We start from the raw sequence: 22,251 nt of genomic DNA, 5'->3' as shown, positions 1-22,251 counted from the left end.
AAAATCTATTTAACTCTCTTTTTGTTATTCTCAATAAATCAATTAAGCTATCTAAGACTAAAAGTAGCTATTCTTTTTAAGACCTCGTGTAATGGATTAATCCATTTGTCGTTTATTTTTTTATCATATTTAATAAATTTTTGAACGAGTCCTTTAGGAGCAGATATTTCTTTTTCAATACCGGTTATATTAATAAAATTTTGATTATTAATTAACCATTTTTCTACTCGTTTCCTGTTTTTTTGCAATTGTTTCTGTTGTTCTAAATCTTCTTTTGACATTTGTGTTTGGTTTTTTAACTTTTTTTTAATGAATAAAAAATGGGGTTAAGCTAATTTTAACCATGATTTAAAGTATTTCTACTCAAAATTATGTATGCCAAAAATATAAAAAGAAATTATATTATGCACAAAAACCGCAATAAAATTACGGTTTAACCATAAAAAATATTTAAAATACTAAAGAAAATATCCCCAGAAACATCGTAAATGTTTATTGCAAAAAAGCACAAAGTATTGAAAATCAATCCAAAAGAATCTTCAGTACACTAAAAAAATTCAACAATTGCTAATTTTATAATTATCATTTTTTTTAACTTAAAAATTCCCTTCAAACCGTATTTTGTAAGTATTATACTACTGAAATATGGTTTTTGAAAAATTAAATTTTCTAAACAACTCATTATAAACGTCAAGATTCTAATCATCATGATTTGTTTAATATGAATCAAACCAAAACCTAGAAGAATCCCTAAAACTATATTTTAATCTAAGCTTTCTTTGTATTTTTGTACAAAATATTGCCGAGTATGAATAATGACGTTACTACTGTTGCTCCTCCAAAAGGAAAACCAAAATGGTTACGGGTAAAATTACCAACCGGAAAAAAATACACCGAACTTCGTGGTTTAGTCGATAAATATAATTTACATACAATATGCACTTCAGGAAGTTGTCCTAATATGGGAGAATGTTGGAGTGAGGGTACTGCTACTTTTATGATATTAGGTAATATCTGTACCAGATCTTGTGGTTTTTGTGGTGTAAAAACAGGAAGACCAGAAACAGTAGACTGGGAAGAACCAGAAAAAGTTGCTCGTTCTATTAAAATTATGAATATTAAACATGCTGTTGTAACCTCTGTGGATAGAGATGACTTAGCAGATGGAGGATCAATTATCTGGGCAGAAACGATTCAGGCAATTCGTCGAATGAATCCTGAAACCACCTTAGAAACTTTAATACCTGATTTCCAAGGCAAGACTAAAAACATCGATAGAATCATTGCTGTAAAACCGGAAGTTGTTTCACATAATATGGAAACAGTAAAAAGACTAACAAGAGAAGTTCGTATCCAAGCTAAATACGAACAAAGTCTTCAGGTTCTTAAATATCTAAAAGATAATGGTATCAATCGCACGAAAAGTGGAATCATGCTAGGACTTGGTGAAACTGAAGAAGAAGTTATACAGGTGCTTAAGGACTTAAGGGCTGTAAATCTTGATATCGTAACTATTGGACAATATTTACAACCAAGCAAAAAACATTTACCAGTAAAACAATTCATTACGCCAGATCAGTTTAAAAAATATGAAGAGATCGGGTTGGAAATGGGCTTCAGACATGTCGAAAGTGGAGCATTGGTTCGCTCTTCTTATAAAGCTCAAAAGCACCTGACTTAATCTTTTCACAAGTAACAAGTAATGAATACACCCATAAGAGTAGCTATTAACGGATTTGGAAGAATCGGTCGTAATCTTTTTAGGTTATTAATCAATCATCCAGATATCGAAGTCGTAGCGATAAATGATCTTGCCGATGCCAAAACACTAAGCCACCTTCTTAAATACGACAGTATTCACGGGGTTTTAACTCATGATGTTTCTCATAAAAACAATATCATTATAGTTAACAATAAATCAATTCCTTTACTAAACGAAAAACATCCTGGTGATTGTAATTGGAAAAAACACAATATTGATGTCGTAATAGAAGCTACCGGAAAGTTTAAAACTAAAGAAGCTGCTCAAAAACATATTACCTCAGGAGCCAAAAAAGTAATTCTTTCAGCTCCTCCTCTAGAAGATTCCATAAAAACTATAGTATTAGGTGTCAATGAACATATCCTTAATGGTAAGGAAACCATCATATCTAATGCTTCTTGTACAACCAATAATGCCGCTCCAATGATCAAAGTAATAGATGAACTTTGTGGTATTGAGCAAGCGTACATAACCACAGTTCATAGTTACACAACTGATCAAAGTTTACACGATCAACCTCATAGAGATTTGAGAAGAGCCCGAGCAGCAAGTCAATCTATCGTTCCTACAACCACAGGAGCTGCAAAAGCATTAACAAAGATTTTTCCAAAATTGAGTAATGTTATAGGAGGATGTGGAATTAGAGTCCCTGTTCCAGATGGATCGTTAACTGATATAACATTTAATGTAAAAAAAGAGACCTCAATAGAAGAAATAAACAATGCATTTAAGAATGCTTCCGAATCTCATCTAAAAGATATTTTAGCCTACACAGAAGACCCAATTGTATCTGTAGATATCATAGGAAATCCACATTCTTGTGTTTTCGACTCTCTAATGACTTCAGTTATTGGAAAAATGGTTAAAATTATAGGCTGGTATGATAATGAAATAGGATATAGTAACAGAATAATAGATTTAATTATCAACATTTGTAAGAAATAACTATATTAGTTGAGTTATTTCAAGGAAAATGCCAACCCAAATCAAAAATTTTATATTTATATTTTTATTTAGCTGTAGCTTCATAGCTTCTTCGCAAACTGGAGAAATCCAAGAAAACAGAGGAGTTAAGGATTCTATTGAGAACTATCTAACCAAAGCTTCTTACGCTATAAACACAGCTCAATTAGCAACTGCTTTAGAAAATATTACACTAGCAAAAGAACTTGCAGTAGAAAATCAAAATAAAACATATAGGGCTAAAACAAATCGAGTTTTAGCAGAATTATATTTGGAACTAGGTGATCTAAAAAGTGCAAAAGAACAAATAACAAATGCTATAAAAATCCAAACTAAGCAAGAAGATGAAATTGCATTAGCTAATTCTTATAATGTTTGCGGATCGATACATACAAAACTTAAAAATTTCGAAAAAGCAAAAAAACACCTGGAACTTGCGTACTCATTAATTGAGAAAAACAATCTAGAAAGATTAGAAGGTCCTGCAAAAATTAATGCAGGTCTTTTAGCTCTGGAAATGAATCAACCAGAAATGGCAATCAAACATTTTAATAGCGGACTTCCGAAAGTTGATTTTCTTGAACAATCGTATTATAAAGCAAAACTTTATACAAATAAAGCAAGAGCCCAAATGGCATTAGATTCATTAGATGATGCCATAGCTACTAATGATTTAGCAATGCAGATAGGTTCTGAAATGGGATATTTCGAAATACAATCAGAAAGTTTTCAATTGTATAGCCAGATCTATGAAAAGAAAGAAGAATTTGAAACATCACTTGTTAATCTAAGATCTCATCAACAATTTAAAGATTCTTTATTCAATATCAACAAAGAAATAATCGCTCAGGATGCAAGAGCAAAATTGGGGTTAGGTGATGATAAAGTTAAAATAGAAGAGCTTACTGAAGAAAACAAGCAACAACAAAAATCACTTAAACTGGGAAGACTTACCACTATTTTAAGTATTGCACTAATAACAATTTTATCACTTCTTACTCTTTCTTTATATAAAAACAACAACCTGAGAGCAAGAGCCAACGAATTATTACAAAATAAAAATACTGAACTAATTTTAGCAAAAGAAAATGCAGAACGAGCAAGTGAAGCAAAAGTTCAATTCTTATCCACTATAACACACGAATTAAGAACACCTTTATATGCAGTTACAGGGTTAACACATTTATTGTTAGAAGAAAGCCCTACTCCTAATCAAAAAGAACATCTAAATTCTCTTAAATTTTCTGGAGAATATCTACTTTCTTTAATTAATAATATCCTAGACTTAAACAAATTAGAAGCAAACAAAGTAGAAATAGAAAATACTTCTTTTAATCTACAAAAAAGAATTAATGATGTTTTAATAGCTTTAGGAAAGTCAGCAAAAGATCGTAATAATAATCTTCATTACGAATTTGACAAATCAATCCCTACTAAACTTAAAGGTGATCCGCTGAAAATATCGCAAATTCTCATCAATCTTATAGGAAACTCTATTAAGTTTACTCAAAATGGAGACATCTGGATTAAAGTGAAGATGATCAACCATATTGAAAACAAGGTTTTTCTTAATTTTGAAATTAAGGATAATGGAGTTGGTATATCTGATAAAAAGCAACAGAGTATTTTTGAAAATTTCACACAAGGATCAGTTCAGATTAATAGAAAATTCGGAGGGACCGGCTTAGGATTATCCATCGTTAAAAACCTACTCTCTCTAATGGATAGTGAAATCAAATTAGAAAGTGAATTAGGACAGGGATCCAGATTCCATTTCGATCTTAAATTTGAAGTGTTTGAAGATGTTGTCTCTAATTATCAAGAAGAAGCCAAAAAGATCGACTATAGCGTAATGATAGACAAAAGAGTTCTGGTTGTGGAAGACAATAAAATCAATCAACTTATAACCAGGAAAATATTAGAGAAAAACAAAATGATCTGTGACGTGGCCGATAATGGCGACATTGCTGTCAATAAAGTAAAAAATAGCGAATTTGATTTAGTTCTTATGGATATTCATATGCCAGGAATAAGTGGAATCGAAGCAACAAAACAAATTAGAGAATTCAATACCGAAATTCCTATTGTAGCTTTAACTGCTGTAACTCTGGACGATAATTTAGATGAATTCTATAACAATGGTTTTAATGACATCATTCCTAAACCCTATAAAACAGAAGAGTTTTTTACTAAACTGCATAAAGCATTGTCAAAAAAACAAACCACTTCTTAAAGGTTTGGCATATCTATTGATTAATATATAACTCAAACATAAGAAGAGATACAATTATTTCTCTGTTTGATTTGAGTTAGCCAAAACATTAAAAATGAGATCACATATAGGATCTCATTTTTTTATATAAGATAATATACTTTTGTCAAAAGTATCTTGGTTTTTGATAAATTTCATCTCAATGGGTTGGTACCACAATATATCTTCAGAAAAATTAGGAGCTAACCTCACATAATCTTTTTCTGTAGTAACTATCAATTTATGCTTTTTTAACAGATCAAGCTCAGCATCCGTAAAGTTATGATGATCAGGAAAATTAATATGACTAAAATTAAGACCTAACGAATGATAATAATCTACTAACGGTTTAGGGTTAGCAATTCCTGTAACCAAAGCGAATGAAGTCTTTTTAAGAGTACTTAATGATCGATTGCCAGATGCATTAATAATATTATTTCCATAATCAATTGTAGAAAAAAATAAGGTTTGAAAAGGCTTTACTTTTAATTTCTTTTCAATCTCTCCCATGATTTCATTTCCTAAACCATTTGGACATTTGGTAACCACAATAATATCTGCGCGATCTGCACCACTTCTAGGTTCTCTTAAATTCCCTGTAGGTAATACGATATCGTTACAATATAAATCATAATATGGAGTAAGTAAAATATAAAATCCTGCTTTTACTTTACGATGTTGATAAGCATCATCTAACAAAATGACTTCAAGATTAGAATTCCGAGTTTTTAAGTTTGTTATACCATTACGCCTATCTCCATCAACAGCCACTGTTACATTTGTAAATTTAGTTTTAAACTGTAATGGCTCATCCCCTACTTCTTTCGCAGTAGCACTTGGTTTAACCTCAAGAAACCCTTTTGTTTCTCTTTTGTACCCTCTACTAAGCGTTGCTAACGTTACTTTATCTTTTAGCAATCGAATAAGGTATTCCACCATAGGTGATTTGCCAGTTCCGCCGACACTTAAATTACCCACTGCAATCACTGGAAAATCATATGAAACTGATTTTTTTATCTCTAAATCATACAATTTATTACGTAACCAAGTCACGAAATAGTACACAGGAACAATCGGTAAAAGTATTTTTCGTAATAAATCCAAACGCTTATACTTACTATTTATAATTTTATAACGACAAATGTATAAAACGAAACTTTGATTATTGGCAAAAGTTTTTTTACATTCAATTTATATTTAAAAACATTCACAAATGCAGATTAAAGAGGTTATACAACACCTTGAAACTTTAGCTCCAATGAACTATGCTGAAGATTTTGACAACGTAGGGTTATTAGTTGGAAATAAAAACACAACTATTACAGGGATTCTTGTTACACTAGATGCTTTAGAAATTATAATAGACGAAGCCATAGAAAAAAACTGCAATCTTATTGTTAGCTTCCATCCCATAGTTTTCAAAGGCATTAAAAAATTTAACGGTAACAATTACGTAGAACGTGTGGTTATGAAAGCGATAAAACATGATATTGCTATTTTTGCAATCCATACAGCACTTGACAATGCCTTTCATGGAGTGAATGATATGATCTGCGAACAACTAGGATTATTGAATCGAAAAATTCTGATCCCACAAAGTGGAAACATAAAAAAATTGATCACTTTTGCTCCTAATAAAGAAGCTGATTCGTTACGATCTAAACTATTCGATGCAGGAGCTGGCACTATTGGTAATTATGATAATTGCAGTTTTTCATCAGATGGAACTGGGACTTTTAGAGCTTCGGAAAACACAAATCCATCCATTGGAGAAATTGGCAAAACACATTACGAAAACGAAACTCAAATACAGATTACATATGCTAAACACAATGAAAATAAAATTTTAAAAGCATTACTAGATAATCACTCTTATGAAGAAGTTGCTTATGAAATTACAACTTTAGAAAACAGAAACCAGCATATCGGTATGGGAATGATTGGTGAATTACCAGAAGAAATGGATGAGATTCTATTTTTAAAACATATCAAAGAAATTTTTCAAACAGGCTGCGTTAGACATTCTGCACTATTGAACAAGCCAATTAAAAAAGTTGCTGTGTTAGGTGGTAGCGGTAGTTTCGCCATTAAAAACGCCCAAAATGCTGGAGCAGACATATTTATAACAGCTGATCTAAAATATCACCAGTTTTATGAAGCGGAAAATAAACTTATTCTCGCAGATATTGGTCATTATGAAAGTGAGCAGTACACAAAAAACTTAATTGTTAGCTATCTTAGAAAAAAAATTAGTAATTTTGCAATCATTTTATCGGATAAAAACACCAATCCCATTCAATACATATAAAATATGGCAAAGAAAGAAGTTACTGTTGAGCAAAAATTAAGAGCATTATACGATTTGCAATTAATTGACTCTAGAGTTGATGAGATTAGAAACGTGCGTGGAGAGCTTCCATTAGAAGTTGAAGATCTCGAAGATGAAGTAGCCGGATTAAATAAAAGATTAGAAAAATTAAATGTAGATCTTGAGACTATTGACGAAAGCATCAAGACGAAGAAGAATCTAATCGAAGAAGCTAAATCTTTAATCAAAAAATACGGAGAGCAACAAAAAAATGTACGAAACAATCGTGAATACAACTCTCTTAGTAAAGAAATAGAGTTTCAGGAACTAGAAATCGAGCTATCTGATAAGCATATTAAAGAATTTAAAGCACAGATCGTTCAGAAAAATGAAATTATCGATCAAACTAAGGAACGTCTTTCTGAAAGAAACAAACACCTTAGTCATAAAAAAGGAGAACTTGATGCTATTCTTGCTGAAACTGAAAAAGAAGAACAAGCTCTAATAGCTAAGTCAGAAGATTTCCAAAAACAAATAGAAGAGAGATTGGTAGCTGCTTATAACAGAATCAGAAACAATGTTAAGAACGGATTAGCAGTTGTACCTATTGAGCGTGGAGCTTCTGGAGGTTCTTTCTTCACAATCCCCCCTCAAGTTCAGATGGAGATTGCTTCTCGTAAAAAAATTATTACAGACGAGCATAGTGGTCGTATATTAGTAGATCAAGCATTAGCACAAGAAGAAAAGGAAAAAATGGAGACAATGTTTTCTAAACTGTCTTAAATTTATTTTTTTATATAATATTATAGCCTCAGATATTTCTGAGGCTTTTTTATTTTTTACAAAAACAACAAATGAATAGCATTCTAATCATAGGCAATGTATGGCCAGAACCTAATTCATCAGCAGCGGGAGCCCGAATGCTACAACTAATACAACTATTCTTATCTGAGGGGTGGAAAATTACTTTTGCAAGTACAGCTGCAGAAAATAATCATATGCATAACATCGAAACACTTGGTGTTAGTAAGGCCAATATCGAAATCAACAATGATAGTTTTGATAATTTCCTTAATAAATTACACCCAAATATCGTAGTGTTTGATAGATTCATGACAGAAGAGCAATTCGGATGGAGAGTTACAAAACACCTTCCAGATACTCTTAAAATTTTAAATACCGAGGATCTACACTGTCTTCGCAAAACAAGACAAGAAGCATTTAAAGCTGGAACCACATTTAATTATTCAGATTTAAAAAAAAGTGACATTACAAAAAGAGAAATTGCCAGCATTTATCGCTGTGACCTTTCCTTAATTATTTCTGATTTCGAAACAAACCTATTAAAAAAGGAATTTAACATTGATAAAGAATTAACACACCACCTTCCTTTTCTCTTAGATTCAATTACAGAAGAAACAAAACAAAAGTGGCCCACGTTTAGCAAAAGAAATCATTTTATAACCATTGGAAATTTTCGCCATGAACCAAACTGGAATAGTATTCTATACCTTAAAGAAACTATCTGGCCCTTAATAAAAAAACAATTACCCGAAGTAGAATTACACATATATGGCGCATACCCCCCACCAAAAGCAACACAATTACACAATGCACAGCAAGGCTTCCACATCAAAGGTTGGGCAAAAAATGCTCAGGAGGTTATGAAACAAGCACGTGTATGCCTTGCACCTTTGCGCTTTGGAGCAGGAATCAAAGGCAAATTAGCTGAAGCAATGTTATACGGCACTCCTAGTATCACTTCTTCAATCGGAGCAGAAGGTATGCTTGGAGAAGATTCCGACTGGAATGGATTTATCAAAGACAAACCGGAGGAATTTGCAAATGCTGCTGTAAAATTACACAACAATCAAAACATTTGGAGCCAAGCACAGCAAAATGGAATAGAAATTATTAACACCTTATTTTCAAAAGAAAAGTATAGCAATCAATTTATTCAAAAAATAGTTGAACTACAGAACAACCTAGAAAATCATCGTTCTAAAAACTTTATAGGATCCATGTTACAATACCACACGCTGAGAAGTACAGAATTCATGTCTCGTTGGATAGAGGAAAAGAATAGGTAAAAGTATTTTAAAATACAGAGAACTCTATTTCATTAATAGCAATACAATATCCAAACTAAATATAAATCATCTCAACAAAAGACAAACAAATATAAAACCGTTCAGAAATTAAACAACCCTGAACGGTTTCCTTTATTTTACAAAAACAACGTATTTATCATACGTATAAACAAGGGTTTCATTTCTTTCTATCTATACCCTTTGACAATGAGACAACACACAATCAATTGCCTGAAACCCATAAAGAAGAATACAAGCCCAACTCACCAACCCAGCAGTACTTACAACACAGATACCTCCAGTTCCAAAAGCAATTGCCATACATCTAAAATAACTAGGAGGACATCTATATAAATTTTTAGAATCCGCATCATTCAAAAAACCCGTTTCTAAACCATTTATAGATTTTTCCGAACGCAAAATATAATCATCATAAGTTTCGTCTACAGGCACGCCATCTTGCAATGATGGATATTTTTCACTTAATACAGCTATGTGCATTTTCATTAAGCTAATCTTATTTGAGAAAAATTCTTCTTTCCCTCTAAAAATTTCTTCAGCCGCTTCTTCATCTTTGTTTAAAAGTATTTTCTTGTAATCATCTATAGAAACACCACTTGATTTCAATACAGCTCTATATTCTGTAAAAATTTCTTCAGATAAGCTCTCCATAGCAATATAATCTTTATCCTCTGCAAGCTCTTCATCAGTTACATCTATTTGCTGAGAGTCCTCTGTAAGATCATCAGTTTGAGAGTTTTTTTCACAAGATAAAAGGAACGAAACAATGAAAAATAACGCTACCGAATTAGTCGTGATTTTTTTAAAAATTTTTGATTTCATAATATAGGTTTTAAGAATTAAAACTCCTCTCAAGGAGTTTATAAATGAATTAGTGATAAATTCTGATCAGAATTTTTAGCTTTAAATAGAACTGGATTAGTAACTAAGTCATATGATCTAAAATTATCCTTATAACTTTTTTTTAAAAATTCTAGTTCTAAATAACTAAACCAAAATTAAAGATTGCAATTCAGAGAGGCTTTATTAAAAGTCTCATCGATTTAGGAAAATTGACTAAAATTTTATAACAAAAAGATTTGCTTTTAAAGTATCGTATTAACTAACCGTCTATAGAATACAATAGACAGGAAAGCAAATCAACTTTAAAACACTAAAACAAAAAAAGCCTCTTCACTAAAGTGAAGAAGCTTTTCAATATATTATAAAACTCTTTTATTTAAAGAGCCGCTACGTGCTTAGCTAGCTTAGATTTTAGGTTAGCAGCTTTATTATCATGTATAATATTACGCTTTGCTAATCTATCAATCATAGAAACTACAGAAGGAAACAAAGTCTCAGCCTCTTTCTTATCAGCTTCACGTAATTTCTTGATAGCATTACGTGTAGTTTTATGCTGATATTTGTTTCTAAGACGCTTTGTCTCACTATTTCTAATTCTCTTTAATGCTGACTTATGATTTGCCATCTTTTCTTTGTTAAATTTCTTTACTATAAAATTCGTAGCCCGTAGGGGAATCGAACCCCTCTTACCAGGATGAAAACCTGGCGTCCTAGCCGATAGACGAACGGGCCTTTTTTCCTTTTACAAGGATTGCAAATTTATAGCTTTCACTCTAAACTTGCAATTAATTTTTTAATTCGTAGCCCGTAGGGGAATCGAACCCCTCTTACCAGGATGAAAACCTGGCGTCCTAGCCGATAGACGAACGGGCCATAGTTGTTTGTCTAATTGCGGATGCAAAAATACAACTATTTTTTAATGGCGCAAGAGTTATTTTATTTTTTTCTAAAACTTAATATGCTTTAGCAAATAACACCCTCACTTTAGAGGGTTTACCACTGTATACACAGCTCCCATTTTCTTCTTTAGCATCAAAAGGAATGCAGCGTATAGTCGCTTTAGTCAACTCTTTTATCTTTTGCTCAGTTTCTATAGTACCATCCCAATGAGCTGATATAAATCCTCCTTTATTCTCTAAAACGTCTTTAAATTCGTCAAAAGTAGCTACTTCTGTAATATGATCATCTCTATATTCCGTAGCTTTCTTATGTAAACTATTTTGTATTTCAACAAGTAAAGACTCGATAGTACTTACAACCTCATCTTTATTTACAAATTGTTTCGACAAAGTATCACGACGTGCTAATTCTACAGTTCCTTTTTCTAAATCCTTAGGACCAATTGCTATTCGCAAAGGAACTCCTTGTAATTCATATTGCGCAAACTTTGCTCCTGGTCTATAAGTATCTCTGTTATCAAATTTCACAGAGATTCCTTTTACTCTTAAATCACTAACCAACTCATTAGCAACTTCAGAAATTTGACTCAATTGCTCTTCTCCTTTATATATAGGCACAATAACAACTTGTATTGGAGCAAGATTAGGAGGTAAAACCAATCCTTTATCATCACTATGTGTCATAATCAAAGCTCCCATCAATCTGGTTGAAACCCCCCAAGATGTAGCCCAAACATAATCAAGTTTTCCTTCTTTAGAAGTAAATTTCACATCAAATGCTTTTGCAAAATTCTGTCCTAAAAAATGTGACGTCCCTGCTTGTAATGCTTTACCATCTTGCATCAATGCCTCTATACAATATGTATCTTCTGCTCCTGCAAAACGTTCACTTTCTGTTTTTCTACCTTTAACAACAGGAATAGCCATGAAATTTTCTACAAAGTCAGCGTATACATTATTCATTTGTTCGGTTTCTGCTATTGCTTCTTGTCTTGTTTCGTGAGCTGTATGACCTTCTTGCCATAAAAACTCAGCAGTTCTTAAAAACAAGCGTGTTCTCATCTCCCATCTCACTACATTCGCCCATTGGTTTATCAAAATAGGCAGATCTCTATATGATTGAACCCAACCTTTGTAAGTATTCCAAATAATTGCCTCGGAAGTAGGACGCACAATTAGTTCTTCCTCCAACTTAGCTTTTGGATCCACCACTAATTTTGAAGCATCCTCCGGATCAGTTTTTAATCTATAATGAGTCACTACTGCACATTCTTTTGCAAAGCCTTCTGCATTTTTTTCCTCAGCTTCAAACAGACTTTTAGGAACAAATAGAGGAAAATATGCATTTTGATGACCTGTTTCCTTAAATTTTCGATCTAATTCGGCCTGCATTTTCTCCCAAATTGCATATCCATAGGGCTTAATTACCATACACCCTCTTACCGCCGAATTCTCAGCTAAATCAGCCTTTACGACCAATTCGTTATACCATTTAGAATAATCCTCACTACGTTTCGTTAGATTTTTGCTCATAACCTGCTATTTGGCACAAATGTTGTGACTTTGTTAAATAAAAAATAGTTAGCGCAAAACTAACTAAATTTGTATTGTTCAACAATAAAATAAGGAGATATGCGACTTAAAATTTATTTTCAAAAAAAAGGTACTGTTGGGATTTTTCTAGCAGCCTCTCTACTTATGTTGACATCTTGTGGTTCATATGACTATGTATCTTATGATGATGGCATTTACGGTGAAGCAAGAAGCCAAAGAAATTACGAACCTCAACCTACCAGAACAGAAACTGGGACGACTTCTAATTATTACTCTAATTATTTCTCAGAAAAATCAGCTCAGATTGATAACGCAATTGAGCAGGATGCTATTTTTACGGATGTGGATTCTTATTCTAGTGAAAATTACGATCCATCTGACACCACAAAAGTTGCTCAAAATTATGAAGGTGGGCGACCTGCTTGGGGTAGCAATAGCGATGAAGTTTCTATAACAATTATTGATAATGGTTGGAACAACTGGGGATGGAATGCTTGGGGACCTGGAATTGGCTGGGGATGGAATAACTGGGGCTGGAACGCTGGTTGGGGTCCTGGATTTGGTCTAGGCTGGAATGCTGGATGGGGTTGGAATGCCGGATGGGGCTGGAACGCTGGCTTCGGATGGGGAAATCCTTATTGGTATGGTGGTGGATTTTGGTGTCCTCCTTATTACAACAATGGCTTTGGGTTCTATGGAAGGAACAGAATTGCATATAACAGAGGATATAGAAATAGAGGTTATAGAAATGCATATGCGAGTAATTACAGAAATCGCAGCTCCTACAATAACAGATCTCGTAGCCGTTCCTATAACAACCGAAGTTCTTACAATAACAGAAGAAGAATATCTGCTGATAACAACAGAAGAACAAGATCTTCCTCTTACTCGAATGGAACAAGATCACGTAACAATAACATATATTCTCGTTCAAGATCCGGTTCTTCTAGCAGAAGTGGCACAAGAATCAATAACGGAAGTAGATCAAGAAGCAGTTCTGGAACTCGAAGTTATTCTCGATCAAGCAGAAGTAGAAGTTCAGGCAGCTCTATTAGAAGTCGTGGTTCCAGTCGTAGTAGTGGATCTAGATCAGGAGGTAGCCGCGGAAGAAGTCGCGGAGGAAGAGGTTAAAATACTAAGTAACACCTACTAAGATCGTTACTACTTAAACCTAAAAAATATAATTTGGACAATTAGGACTGACTATTATCATATACCATTGTCAAATGTCTTACTATTTTTAAGGTGATTAGTATTTCACAAAAAACAATAATTGATACAACTTATTCGATTTAGATAGTTATTAAACCCAAACAGGATTAAATAACTATCTAAATTGGTAAACTCTTTTGTAATTAGTAAATAGATACTATAATATCGAAAATAAATATATGAAGAAGATATTTTTATTAATTGGTCTGTCATTTATGTCTTTTTTACACGCTCAGGACATTACAGACGCTGTAAGATATTCTCAACAGGATATTTTAGGAACTGCACGTTTTAGAGGTATGAGTGGAGCATTTGGAGCTTTAGGAGGAGACATGTCTGCACTACAGATAAACCCTGCAGGTTCTGCAGTATTTCTAAATTCTTCTGGCTCAATTACACTTTCGACCTCAAATATTCAGAACGACGCTAGTTATTTCAATGGTTTTAGCGAAACTTCATCTTCTAACTTTAACTTTAATCAAATTGGAGCTGTTTTTGTGTATAACAACCAGAGTGAATCTTCTAAATTCAATAAACTATCATTAAGTATAGCGTATGACCAAACTACGGACTATGCTGATGAGTTTTTTGCATTCGGAAGAAGTAATAATTCCATAGATTCCTATTTCCTATCAGAAGCTCAAGGTATCCCTTTAGATTTATTAACCAGAAGATCAGGAGAAAGTGTTGATGAACTTTATAATTTTCTGGGAGAAACAGAAGGATATGGCGTTCAGCAGGCCTTTTTAGGACGTGAATCACTTATAATTGAAGCTACTGATCCCTCAGATCCAAATAGCATTACATATCTCTCAAATGTAGCATCAGTTGATCTAAGTTCTGACGCTTTTCCATATGCTCAGGACTATTATTATGAAAGCACGGGACTCAATGGAAAGTTTACTATAAATGGTGGAGCACAAATACATGATCGATTCTATATTGGAGTTAATCTAAATTCTCATTTTATTAATTATGATAGAGTGACAGAATTCTTTGAAGGAAATAATATTTCAGCGAGTTCTATTAATGAAATATTATTTACAAATCGTTTATCTACAATTGGAGCTGGTTTCTCTGCACAAATCGGAGGTATTGTAAAGGTATCCAATATACTTAGACTTGGTGCTTCTTTCGAATCACCAACCTGGTATTATATCGAAGAAGAAACAACACAACGTGTAGAAACTTTTAGCAATGCTAACGGCAGAGAATTAGTAAATCCTAATGTCATTAACGTTTTCCCAGAGTACCAACTACGCACTCCAGCAAGAGCAACTGGAAGTATTGCTGTATTGTTTGGAAAACGAGGATTAATTAGTTTAGACTACTCTTATAAAGATTATTCATCTACGGAATTTGATTCTGATGGATTTGATAATTTTTCAGATTTAAACAGACAAATAGATAACACTCTACAAGGTGCCTCCACACTTAGAATCGGTGGAGAATTAAGAAATGGAAATTGGAGCTTTAGAGGGGGTTATAGCTATGAAGAAAGTCCCTACAAAAACGAATCTATACTTGGAGAAAGAACAGGATTATCATTAGGAATAGGTTATAATTTTGGAAAATTAAAATTTGATATCGCCTACGACTATTCTGAACAAGAGCGTAATCAGGAATTTTATACTAATTCTTCTTTTACCAATTTCACCTCAATAGATAGTTACCGAGACAACCTTACCTTTACATTAGGTTTAAATTTATAAAACAAAGTCGCAATAAAAAAAGGAGTTGAATAGTAGTATTCAACTCCTTTTTTTATCTAATTAATGAAAAACTAGCATTAAATTGTTTCATAACTCCGCTTTCCGTATACTTAACTTTAAACCAATATTCATTAGAAGGGAGTAGATTTCCGTTATAGGTCCCATCCCATTCACCAAGAGCTCCAAGATCTTTTAGTAATTTTCCGAATCGATTGAAAATCTGGATACCATTAATCTGAACATTATCATTACCTACTATCCCCCAGGTTTCATGAAAACCATCTCCATTAGGCGTAAAATACCTTGGGTAATCAACTACAAACTCTACGGGAAGTTCTATTTCAGAACACATATGGACATCTCTAACATATATAATATGTTCTCCTCTTGAAACTCTTGTAAATATTGGAGAAGTTTGCCAATCACCATTATCCAATCTATATTCATACTCTCCAATTGCATCGACTCCGACCATCACCTCGACAGTAGCATTGTCAGAAAAAGCACCAGAGACCAACTCTGCAGTAAAATCTTCTTGTTGTGGAGGATATGATTCTATAACTACTGTTGATGCTGATGAAACGCAAGTAGTTTGGATATTTGTCACTAAAACAGAATATTGACCTGATGCATTAGGGTTATATATTGATCCTGTTTCACCAGGAATTTCATTTCCCGCTGTTGTAGCAATCCCTACATACCATTGAAAACTATAAATAGTATCATCCAAGCCTGTATCAATTACATCCGTTGGCATTAAATTAATAATAGTCCCATCATTTTCAAGACAAATAACATACTCCTCTGCTAGCATAAAATCTGGTAATTCATTAACTATCAATTGAACTGAAATTACCCTAAAACAATCATTACCATTTGCCAGAGGATCAAGACGAACATAAACTGTTTGATTAAACTCTTGTGTATTCTGAAATGACAAAGGAGATGCTATCGTGATTGTATTACCTGATTGAGCATCCTCTGCATTCTCGTAGTATTGAATATTATAATCAGCAGCATTTAAATCATTTGAAGCGTCAGCATCATTTAAATTAAGAATATCTTGTGTTGCCTCTGTAAGATCAAAAATTCCGATACCAGCTTCATCCAACTCACAGGTTTCTAATGCATTTGGAGTTAGATTAAAATCATCATACAAAATAGTCTGCAATTGGAGCGTAACATTGGAAACACAACCATTGTCATTATCCCTACCGACAACTATAACATCTCTTACTAATATAGTATTAGTATAAGCAACTGGATTAGCAATAGCATTATCTATATCTACATCAGCCTGAGATTCGTAATAAGTAAATGTAATATTTGTAGCGCTACCTGCAATCTGACCTTCTCTTACCGTTAAATCATATACTGTATTTACCTGATCGCTACATAGCGTAATAGGATCTGGATTGGTTAATTCTGGATTATGAAGCACTTGTAAATCAAAAGAAATCGTAGATCTAAAACACTCACCGGCATCTCCAACGCCATTACTATTTTCATCGAATTGAACACGAACCCATATCGTTTGAGGATTCGTTTGGTTTGTAAATACTCCTACAATAGCTCCAGAATTACTATTTGCTTCGGCTTCTGTTCTATGATAACTTATCAACAACTCTTCAGTTTGTGTTCCAATTACTTCAGAATCTTTCTCTGTTAAATCAAATGTTGCTCTATTAGGATCATCACTACATAGAACAAAATCAGATACTGGGTTATTTAAAGGTAATGGATCTACTTCTAATCGTATATGCTGCCCAAGACCTAAACATTCATTATCAGTTCCATCATCTACTCTTATATATAAATCCTGAATAAAAGGAGATGCATCATTTCTGTGGTTCGAAGGATCAACAATCTCATTTTCTTCTGCTAATGCATCTGCTAAATTTTCATAATAGGTAACAACTAAATTTTGACCAGGCGGATACAATGCTTCCACTTGATTTGTAGCGTTACTAAAATCAAAAGTTGCAATTCCATTAGCGTCATCATTATCTATATCAACAGTATCACATTCGTTATATATAAGATTAAAACTAGCAGGAATTTGAGTAGCAGAAACTACCAAATCAATTTGAGCAGTTCGAAAACAACCGTCGTTAGTTTCTACCCTAGAGAAAACTGTACTATTTATAGGTATAGGATTAGGATACACTGTAAAATCTACAATTTGATTCGTTACGTCTTCATTAATTGCGGCAATTTCCGTTAAGTAATATGTAAAAGTTTCGTTTGCAGAGTTTGTAGAAATTAAAATATTCGCTTCAGACAAATTAAATAAGGAAATACCATCTGTATCATCATCACACTGTAACAAAGAAACTACCGGAGAAACCACAGGAAGAGGATTAACAATTAACTGAAAACTTGTAGTCTCATAACAACTTCGTTCCGATACATTTTCTATCCTTGCATATATGACTTGTGGATTAGATGTGTTGGTATAATTATTAGGTAATTCTGTTCCCAAAACCCCTGCATCAGCATCGACTTGAGACTCATAAAGAGAAACAGCAAAATCAGTAGTGTTTTGTGTCCCAAACACTTCTGCTATAGCATTAGAAAGATCAAACTCCACCACTCCATTAGTATCACTACCATCGAGATCATTATCACATAACTCTATATCCATTGGTACATTTGCTATTGGGTTCTGATATACTCTTAACACAAAAGATGTTACCTCGAAGCATATCTGATTCGTCCCACCAATTCTAGCCCATATTGTTTGGTCCGCAACAGTATTGACAAAGGTATCCGGATCAGCAATAATATTATCGGTTGCAGTACCTCTATAATTCTCTGCATCCGTTTGAGTCAAATGATATGTCACTGTAAACTCGGTAGGATCCTGAGTTCCTATAATAAGAAATGAATTCTGAGTAAGATCAAAAGTATCAAAACCATTTCCATCATCATCACATGCCGTTAAATCCATTGGAGCACTAGCAATCACTGGTTCAGGATAAAAAGTAATTACTATCTCATCAGTTTCTGTATTTCCATCTATATCTTCGATTAACAACTGATACCTTCCTGAAGTAGTTACCGTATATGTTGGACTTGTCTCTCCAGAAATAATATCAAACACCATTGTTGTTTCATTGAAAACGGACCATTCGTAACGCACAGCTCCATCTGACTCTCCGTCCAAAATTACCGGATCAGATCCACAGATATCTTGATTTGGTCCAAGCGCAGCATCTAATATGGAACAATCTGTAGAACCGGTTCCACCAGTTTGCTCGAAATTGATAAAACCTGGTGATTGAGAAAAATTAGTAATCAATACTAAATAAAACTCTCCTGCGGTAGCACCAGGAATATTCATTGTTTCGACAGCGTCTGGCAAATAACTACAATCTACCGTGTTTCCGGCAGTTAATTGAGCCGCACAAGGAGAAACAGGATCTGGAAAAGGTCCATAACATATAAAATCTACATCTAACTGATTACCGGTCCCATCTTCATTAGAAGATTGAGAAATACGAAAAGTTAAGGCTCCCGTAGCATCTATTTGCAAATAATACCATGCAGGAAAGGGCTGAGTATCCAAACATCCGTAATTAGGACCAATCTCGGAACTACTTACACAATCAGCATTAGCACTATTACAATTTGGAAAAACAATACCAGTAGTACTACAAAATGGATCAGCACCATCATCTCCAATTGCATCTGCACAAACCGAACCTTGTGCTACACTTAGACTTGTGTACATAAAAAGGCAAAAAAACAATATTAACGTAGATGTTCTCTTAATCATTCCCAACTTTTAAATCAATGATAAAACTGTTATTATTTCTTAAACTCAAAGCATTCTTATATAAAACAATCTTACAAAGAGAAACCCTAAGAAATACTATTATAAAATTGAAAATAATTAAGTTTTCGATTCTTTCAATTGGAGACTATAGCCATTCAAGAATGAGAGAATTACTATATAGTAAAATCTCAAAACGCCCTATTATCAAATTATAACAGTTGGCAAAAAAACAAATTCTATTTTAAAAAATCATCGGATTAAAGAAAAACTACCTGCAAAAACTTTTCTACTTCTATTAGGGTCACGATCCGCTTGTTCATTAAATTCTACCCTAAACCAATATTGAGAGGAAGGCATTAAATTTCCATTATAAGTTCCATCCCATCCAGCACCAGTTGGATTTAATTGCTTTAATAATTTTCCATGCCTATCAAATATATAAACCAATGCAGGGATAGGCTGATCCTCAGGATTAATCAAATTCCAGGTGTCATGAAAACTATCACCATTCGGAGTAAAGTACCTAGGATATCCTAGAATCATTATATCTACAGAGGTTCTTTCACTATCTGGACAATTAGCATATCTGGCTATAATCCTATAGTCACCTGCAGGAACCCCTTCAAAAACCGGCGAAGACTGAAAAGCTCTATATTCTACAAAATTTCCATCCATATTAACATCGCGATCTAATCGATATTCAAAATCGGTAAATCCTTCTGCTTCAACAATTGGATCAGTCGACACTTCTGCAGTAAGTGTATAACTATCCGAAAAAGATCCTTCTGTGATTATATAATCAATATCGAAAGTTATTTGAGAAACATCTAAAACTGAAACTTGATCAGGAGAATCAGGAACTTCTACATTATTAGCATCAAAACCTCTAAGCATATATATACCATTAGAATTCACCTGATCATAAAAAGGAAAAATTGCTCCTGGGATAGGCACAAAATTAGTATCTCCTAAATCAGCTCTAAACCATTGAAATGTAACCGCAGCAGGAACTGCTGGTGGCCCTGTTCTTGCGGGGAATCTACCTTCTACAGTTATTGGAAATTCTCCACAAGTAGCTATTCTATCCTGAGGAATACCTGGTTCCAAAACACTACAATCTGTTGTTCCCGCGCCATCTTCACCCAGATTTGTTTGTTCCAGCTGTATAACTCCAGCTTCATCAGAGAAGTTAGTAATTAATACAATATAAAATTCTCCTGTTTGAGCATTAGGAATTGTAAAAGTTTCTATAAAATTATCATCTGATGTTCTCGCATAGCTACAATCTATGATATTGGTATTATCTTCATCATTAATATAAAAATCAGGTTCATCCGCATTATTAACGCATTCTGCTGGACGAATATTTTCTCCGTCTCCATTGAGATCACAACCTCTTGGTAATTCATCCTCACAATTAATTATGAAAGAAGTCTGAAACGGACCCCATGCAATGAAATCAACATCCAACTGTCGTTCATTACGATCTAAGCGATTATCACCATCTGCATCCATCCATTGACGAATATCGAAAACCAAATCACCAGCTTCATCAATAAGCAGAAAATACCATGAGGGATTTGGAGTTGTATTTAAGCACCCAACTTCTCCCAAACCATCTAAATCACCAGTTGTGTTTGGAAAAGTAAGCTCTAAAGAAGCGTCAGAACAAAAGGGTTGGGAATTTTGACAGGCAGTGTCGAAGTCCTGAGCGTAAGACATTGTACTATTTAAAAAAAACAGCACAAATAATAATAAGATTTGAGGTAGTAATTTTGTCATATATACAATAACGTAGGTTAGTTCATTTTCTTATGTAGGAATTAAATTTACAAATTTTAAAATATAGTGCTTCAATCACAATCATATTATTTATAATTGTTAACATAGCTTTCACTAAGTAAAAAGACAAAATCGTATCTTTGCAGCCCGTTTACAGTTGATTTTACGTAAAATCAGAATATAAAATGGATTTATTATTAATTTTCAACGTATACATTGCAGGGAATTTGAAAAAAGAACGAGTTGAAATTGTATATCCTAGTGAGATATTTTTTCAATTTTAAATAAAAACACATTGATATAGTAAGAAGTATTTATATGTGTTTATAATTCTTTTATATTTTATAATAACAAAATTTTGAACTTTTGAAGATAGACAAGGCCCTTGAAGCTATTGAAGCGTTAGGTGATAATCATGTAGCTACTAGCGCAACCACTCCTCTGAGAGAAGATGCATTTAAATTAAGTGATAACGAAAAGATCGCTTTAATTAAAGATGATGTTAAACATATTATGGAAACTTTAGGATTAGATCTTAATGACGATAGTCTTAAAGGTACTCCTCAAAGAGTTGCAAAAATGTTTGTAAACGAAATTTTCTCAGGGCTACATCCAGAAAGAAAGCCAGATGCTTCTACTTTTGACAATCACTATAAATATGGTGAAATGTTAGTGGAAAAAAACATTACTGTTTATTCCACTTGCGAACACCATCTTTTACCAATAGTTGGTCGTGCTCACGTGGCCTATATCTCTAATGGAACTGTTGTAGGATTATCTAAAATGAACCGTATTGTAGATTATTATGCAAAACGGCCTCAGGTACAAGAGCGTTTAACTATGCAAATCGTACAAGATCTTCAGGTAGTTCTAAACACAAAAGATGTTGCTTGTGTTATAGATGCAAAACATTTATGTGTAAATTCCAGAGGAATACGAGATATAGAAAGTAGTACAGTAACTAGTGAGTTTGGCGGGAAATTCAAAGATGAAGCTGTTCGAAGAGAATTTTTAGACTATATCAAACTAGATACTACTTTTTAATTTTATCTTTAATAAATAATCATAAGCATTTA

The 22,251-nt window shown here is 33.3% G+C and carries 16 protein-coding genes and 2 tRNA genes; 9 read left to right on the top strand and 9 right to left on the bottom strand.

What is annotated here, in order from left to right; genetic code table 11:
• Window positions 1-47: 47 nt before the first annotated feature.
• A complete protein-coding gene (locus Q0829_RS13035; RefSeq protein ID WP_118461375.1) occupies window positions 48-281 on the bottom strand; it encodes a hypothetical protein in 234 nt (77 codons plus the stop codon).
• 527 nt (window positions 282-808) lie between these two features.
• Here Q0829_RS13035 and lipA point away from each other — a divergent pair.
• From lipA to Q0829_RS13020, 3 genes are read left to right on the top strand one after another with little or no spacing between them, the layout of a single operon-like run.
• On the top strand, window positions 809-1,681 hold the full coding sequence (gene lipA, locus Q0829_RS13030) for a lipoyl synthase (protein ID WP_298318282.1): 873 nt from the start codon (window positions 809-811) through the stop codon (window positions 1,679-1,681).
• 21 nt (window positions 1,682-1,702) lie between these two features.
• Window positions 1,703-2,707, top strand: coding sequence for a type I glyceraldehyde-3-phosphate dehydrogenase (gap, locus tag Q0829_RS13025; protein ID WP_298543514.1), 1,005 nt, complete (start codon window positions 1,703-1,705; stop codon window positions 2,705-2,707).
• Between the two features lie 28 nt (window positions 2,708-2,735).
• Window positions 2,736-4,958, top strand: coding sequence for a response regulator (locus tag Q0829_RS13020; protein ID WP_298543512.1), 2,223 nt, complete (start codon window positions 2,736-2,738; stop codon window positions 4,956-4,958).
• A 114-nt stretch (window positions 4,959-5,072) separates the two neighbouring features.
• On the opposite strand, the gene lpxK is transcribed toward Q0829_RS13020, so the two are convergent.
• A complete protein-coding gene (gene lpxK, locus Q0829_RS13015) occupies window positions 5,073-6,080 on the bottom strand; it encodes a tetraacyldisaccharide 4'-kinase (RefSeq protein ID WP_298543509.1) in 1,008 nt (335 codons plus the stop codon).
• A gap of 109 nt (window positions 6,081-6,189) precedes the next feature.
• Here lpxK and Q0829_RS13010 point away from each other — a divergent pair, with 109 nt between their 5' ends.
• The 3 genes from Q0829_RS13010 (at window position 6,190) to Q0829_RS13000 (ending at window position 9,374) form a co-directional block, all read left to right on the top strand.
• Window positions 6,190-7,284 carry a Nif3-like dinuclear metal center hexameric protein gene (locus Q0829_RS13010; RefSeq protein WP_298543506.1) on the top strand — a complete coding sequence of 365 codons (1,095 nt, stop codon included), beginning with the start codon at window positions 6,190-6,192 and terminating at the stop codon, window positions 7,282-7,284.
• Window positions 7,285-7,287: 3 nt separating this feature from the next.
• The gene (locus Q0829_RS13005) at window positions 7,288-8,067 is read left to right on the top strand and encodes a C4-type zinc ribbon domain-containing protein (protein ID WP_298543503.1); all 780 of its coding nucleotides are present in this window, start codon (window positions 7,288-7,290) and stop codon (window positions 8,065-8,067) included.
• Window positions 8,068-8,138: 71 nt separating this feature from the next.
• Window positions 8,139-9,374, top strand: coding sequence for a glycosyltransferase (locus Q0829_RS13000; RefSeq protein WP_298543500.1), 1,236 nt, complete (start codon window positions 8,139-8,141; stop codon window positions 9,372-9,374).
• Window positions 9,375-9,566: 192 nt separating this feature from the next.
• On the opposite strand, the gene Q0829_RS12995 is transcribed toward Q0829_RS13000, so the two are convergent.
• The 5 genes from Q0829_RS12995 to proS form a co-directional block, all read right to left on the bottom strand.
• Complete coding sequence (locus Q0829_RS12995; protein ID WP_298543498.1) at window positions 9,567-10,217, bottom strand: hypothetical protein; 651 nt, start codon at window positions 10,215-10,217, stop codon at window positions 9,567-9,569.
• A 397-nt stretch (window positions 10,218-10,614) separates the two neighbouring features.
• The gene (rpsT, locus tag Q0829_RS12990) at window positions 10,615-10,863 is read right to left on the bottom strand and encodes a 30S ribosomal protein S20 (RefSeq protein WP_027392409.1); all 249 of its coding nucleotides are present in this window, start codon (window positions 10,861-10,863) and stop codon (window positions 10,615-10,617) included.
• A 35-nt stretch (window positions 10,864-10,898) separates the two neighbouring features.
• A tRNA-Glu gene (locus tag Q0829_RS12985) sits at window positions 10,899-10,970 on the bottom strand.
• Window positions 10,971-11,039: 69 nt separating this feature from the next.
• Window positions 11,040-11,111 (bottom strand) — tRNA-Glu (locus Q0829_RS12980).
• Between the two features lie 80 nt (window positions 11,112-11,191).
• Entirely contained in the window at window positions 11,192-12,670 is a 1,479-nt protein-coding gene (proS, locus tag Q0829_RS12975) for a proline--tRNA ligase (RefSeq protein WP_298543492.1), read from the bottom strand.
• Between the two features lie 99 nt (window positions 12,671-12,769).
• Here proS and Q0829_RS12970 point away from each other — a divergent pair, with 99 nt between their 5' ends.
• Together Q0829_RS12970 and Q0829_RS12965 are read left to right on the top strand one after the other, a co-directional pair.
• Window positions 12,770-13,822, top strand: coding sequence for a hypothetical protein (locus Q0829_RS12970; RefSeq protein WP_298543490.1), 1,053 nt, complete (start codon window positions 12,770-12,772; stop codon window positions 13,820-13,822).
• Between the two features lie 260 nt (window positions 13,823-14,082).
• Window positions 14,083-15,615 (top strand): outer membrane protein transport protein, encoded by a 1,533-nt coding sequence (locus tag Q0829_RS12965; RefSeq protein ID WP_298543487.1) that lies wholly within the window; start codon window positions 14,083-14,085, stop codon window positions 15,613-15,615.
• A gap of 52 nt (window positions 15,616-15,667) precedes the next feature.
• Here Q0829_RS12965 and Q0829_RS12960 read toward each other — a convergent pair whose 3' ends face one another.
• On the bottom strand, window positions 15,668-19,393 hold the full coding sequence (locus Q0829_RS12960) for a T9SS type B sorting domain-containing protein (RefSeq protein WP_298543484.1): 3,726 nt from the start codon (window positions 19,391-19,393) through the stop codon (window positions 15,668-15,670).
• Window positions 19,394-19,642: 249 nt separating this feature from the next.
• The gene (locus Q0829_RS12955) at window positions 19,643-21,175 is read right to left on the bottom strand and encodes a T9SS type B sorting domain-containing protein (RefSeq protein ID WP_298543481.1); all 1,533 of its coding nucleotides are present in this window, start codon (window positions 21,173-21,175) and stop codon (window positions 19,643-19,645) included.
• A gap of 366 nt (window positions 21,176-21,541) precedes the next feature.
• Between Q0829_RS12955 and folE the strand changes: the two genes are divergently transcribed.
• Window positions 21,542-22,219 carry a GTP cyclohydrolase I FolE gene (gene folE / locus Q0829_RS12950; RefSeq protein ID WP_298543478.1) on the top strand — a complete coding sequence of 226 codons (678 nt, stop codon included), beginning with the start codon at window positions 21,542-21,544 and terminating at the stop codon, window positions 22,217-22,219.
• Window positions 22,220-22,251: the final 32 nt, after the last annotated feature.

The organism is uncultured Aquimarina sp. (assembly GCF_947492405.1).
GTDB lineage: Bacteria > Bacteroidota > Bacteroidia > Flavobacteriales > Flavobacteriaceae > Aquimarina.
Note: the sequence above shows the minus strand (reverse complement) of the source record. Positions and strands in the feature narration are given on the sequence as shown.

Excerpts from the sequence above, each read along its gene's own strand:
- Q0829_RS13010 (WP_298543506.1), top strand. The coding sequence starts at position 6,190 with ATGCAGATTAAAGAGGTTATACAACACCTTGAAACTTTAGCTCCAATG.
- rpsT (WP_027392409.1), bottom strand. The coding sequence starts at position 10,863 with ATGGCAAATCATAAGTCAGCATTAAAGAGAATTAGAAATAGTGAGACA.
- Q0829_RS12965 (WP_298543487.1), top strand. The coding sequence starts at position 14,083 with ATGAAGAAGATATTTTTATTAATTGGTCTGTCATTTATGTCTTTTTTA.
- lipA (WP_298318282.1), top strand. The coding sequence starts at position 809 with ATGAATAATGACGTTACTACTGTTGCTCCTCCAAAAGGAAAACCAAAA.
- proS (WP_298543492.1), bottom strand. The coding sequence starts at position 12,670 with ATGAGCAAAAATCTAACGAAACGTAGTGAGGATTATTCTAAATGGTAT.
- gap (WP_298543514.1), top strand. The coding sequence starts at position 1,703 with ATGAATACACCCATAAGAGTAGCTATTAACGGATTTGGAAGAATCGGT.
- Q0829_RS13035 (WP_118461375.1), bottom strand. The coding sequence starts at position 281 with ATGTCAAAAGAAGATTTAGAACAACAGAAACAATTGCAAAAAAACAGG.
- Q0829_RS13005 (WP_298543503.1), top strand. The coding sequence starts at position 7,288 with ATGGCAAAGAAAGAAGTTACTGTTGAGCAAAAATTAAGAGCATTATAC.
- Q0829_RS12995 (WP_298543498.1), bottom strand. The coding sequence starts at position 10,217 with ATGAAATCAAAAATTTTTAAAAAAATCACGACTAATTCGGTAGCGTTA.
- Q0829_RS12970 (WP_298543490.1), top strand. The coding sequence starts at position 12,770 with ATGCGACTTAAAATTTATTTTCAAAAAAAAGGTACTGTTGGGATTTTT.
- Q0829_RS12960 (WP_298543484.1), bottom strand. The coding sequence starts at position 19,393 with ATGATTAAGAGAACATCTACGTTAATATTGTTTTTTTGCCTTTTTATG.
- Q0829_RS13000 (WP_298543500.1), top strand. The coding sequence starts at position 8,139 with ATGAATAGCATTCTAATCATAGGCAATGTATGGCCAGAACCTAATTCA.
- Q0829_RS13020 (WP_298543512.1), top strand. The coding sequence starts at position 2,736 with ATGCCAACCCAAATCAAAAATTTTATATTTATATTTTTATTTAGCTGT.
- Q0829_RS12955 (WP_298543481.1), bottom strand. The coding sequence starts at position 21,175 with ATGACAAAATTACTACCTCAAATCTTATTATTATTTGTGCTGTTTTTT.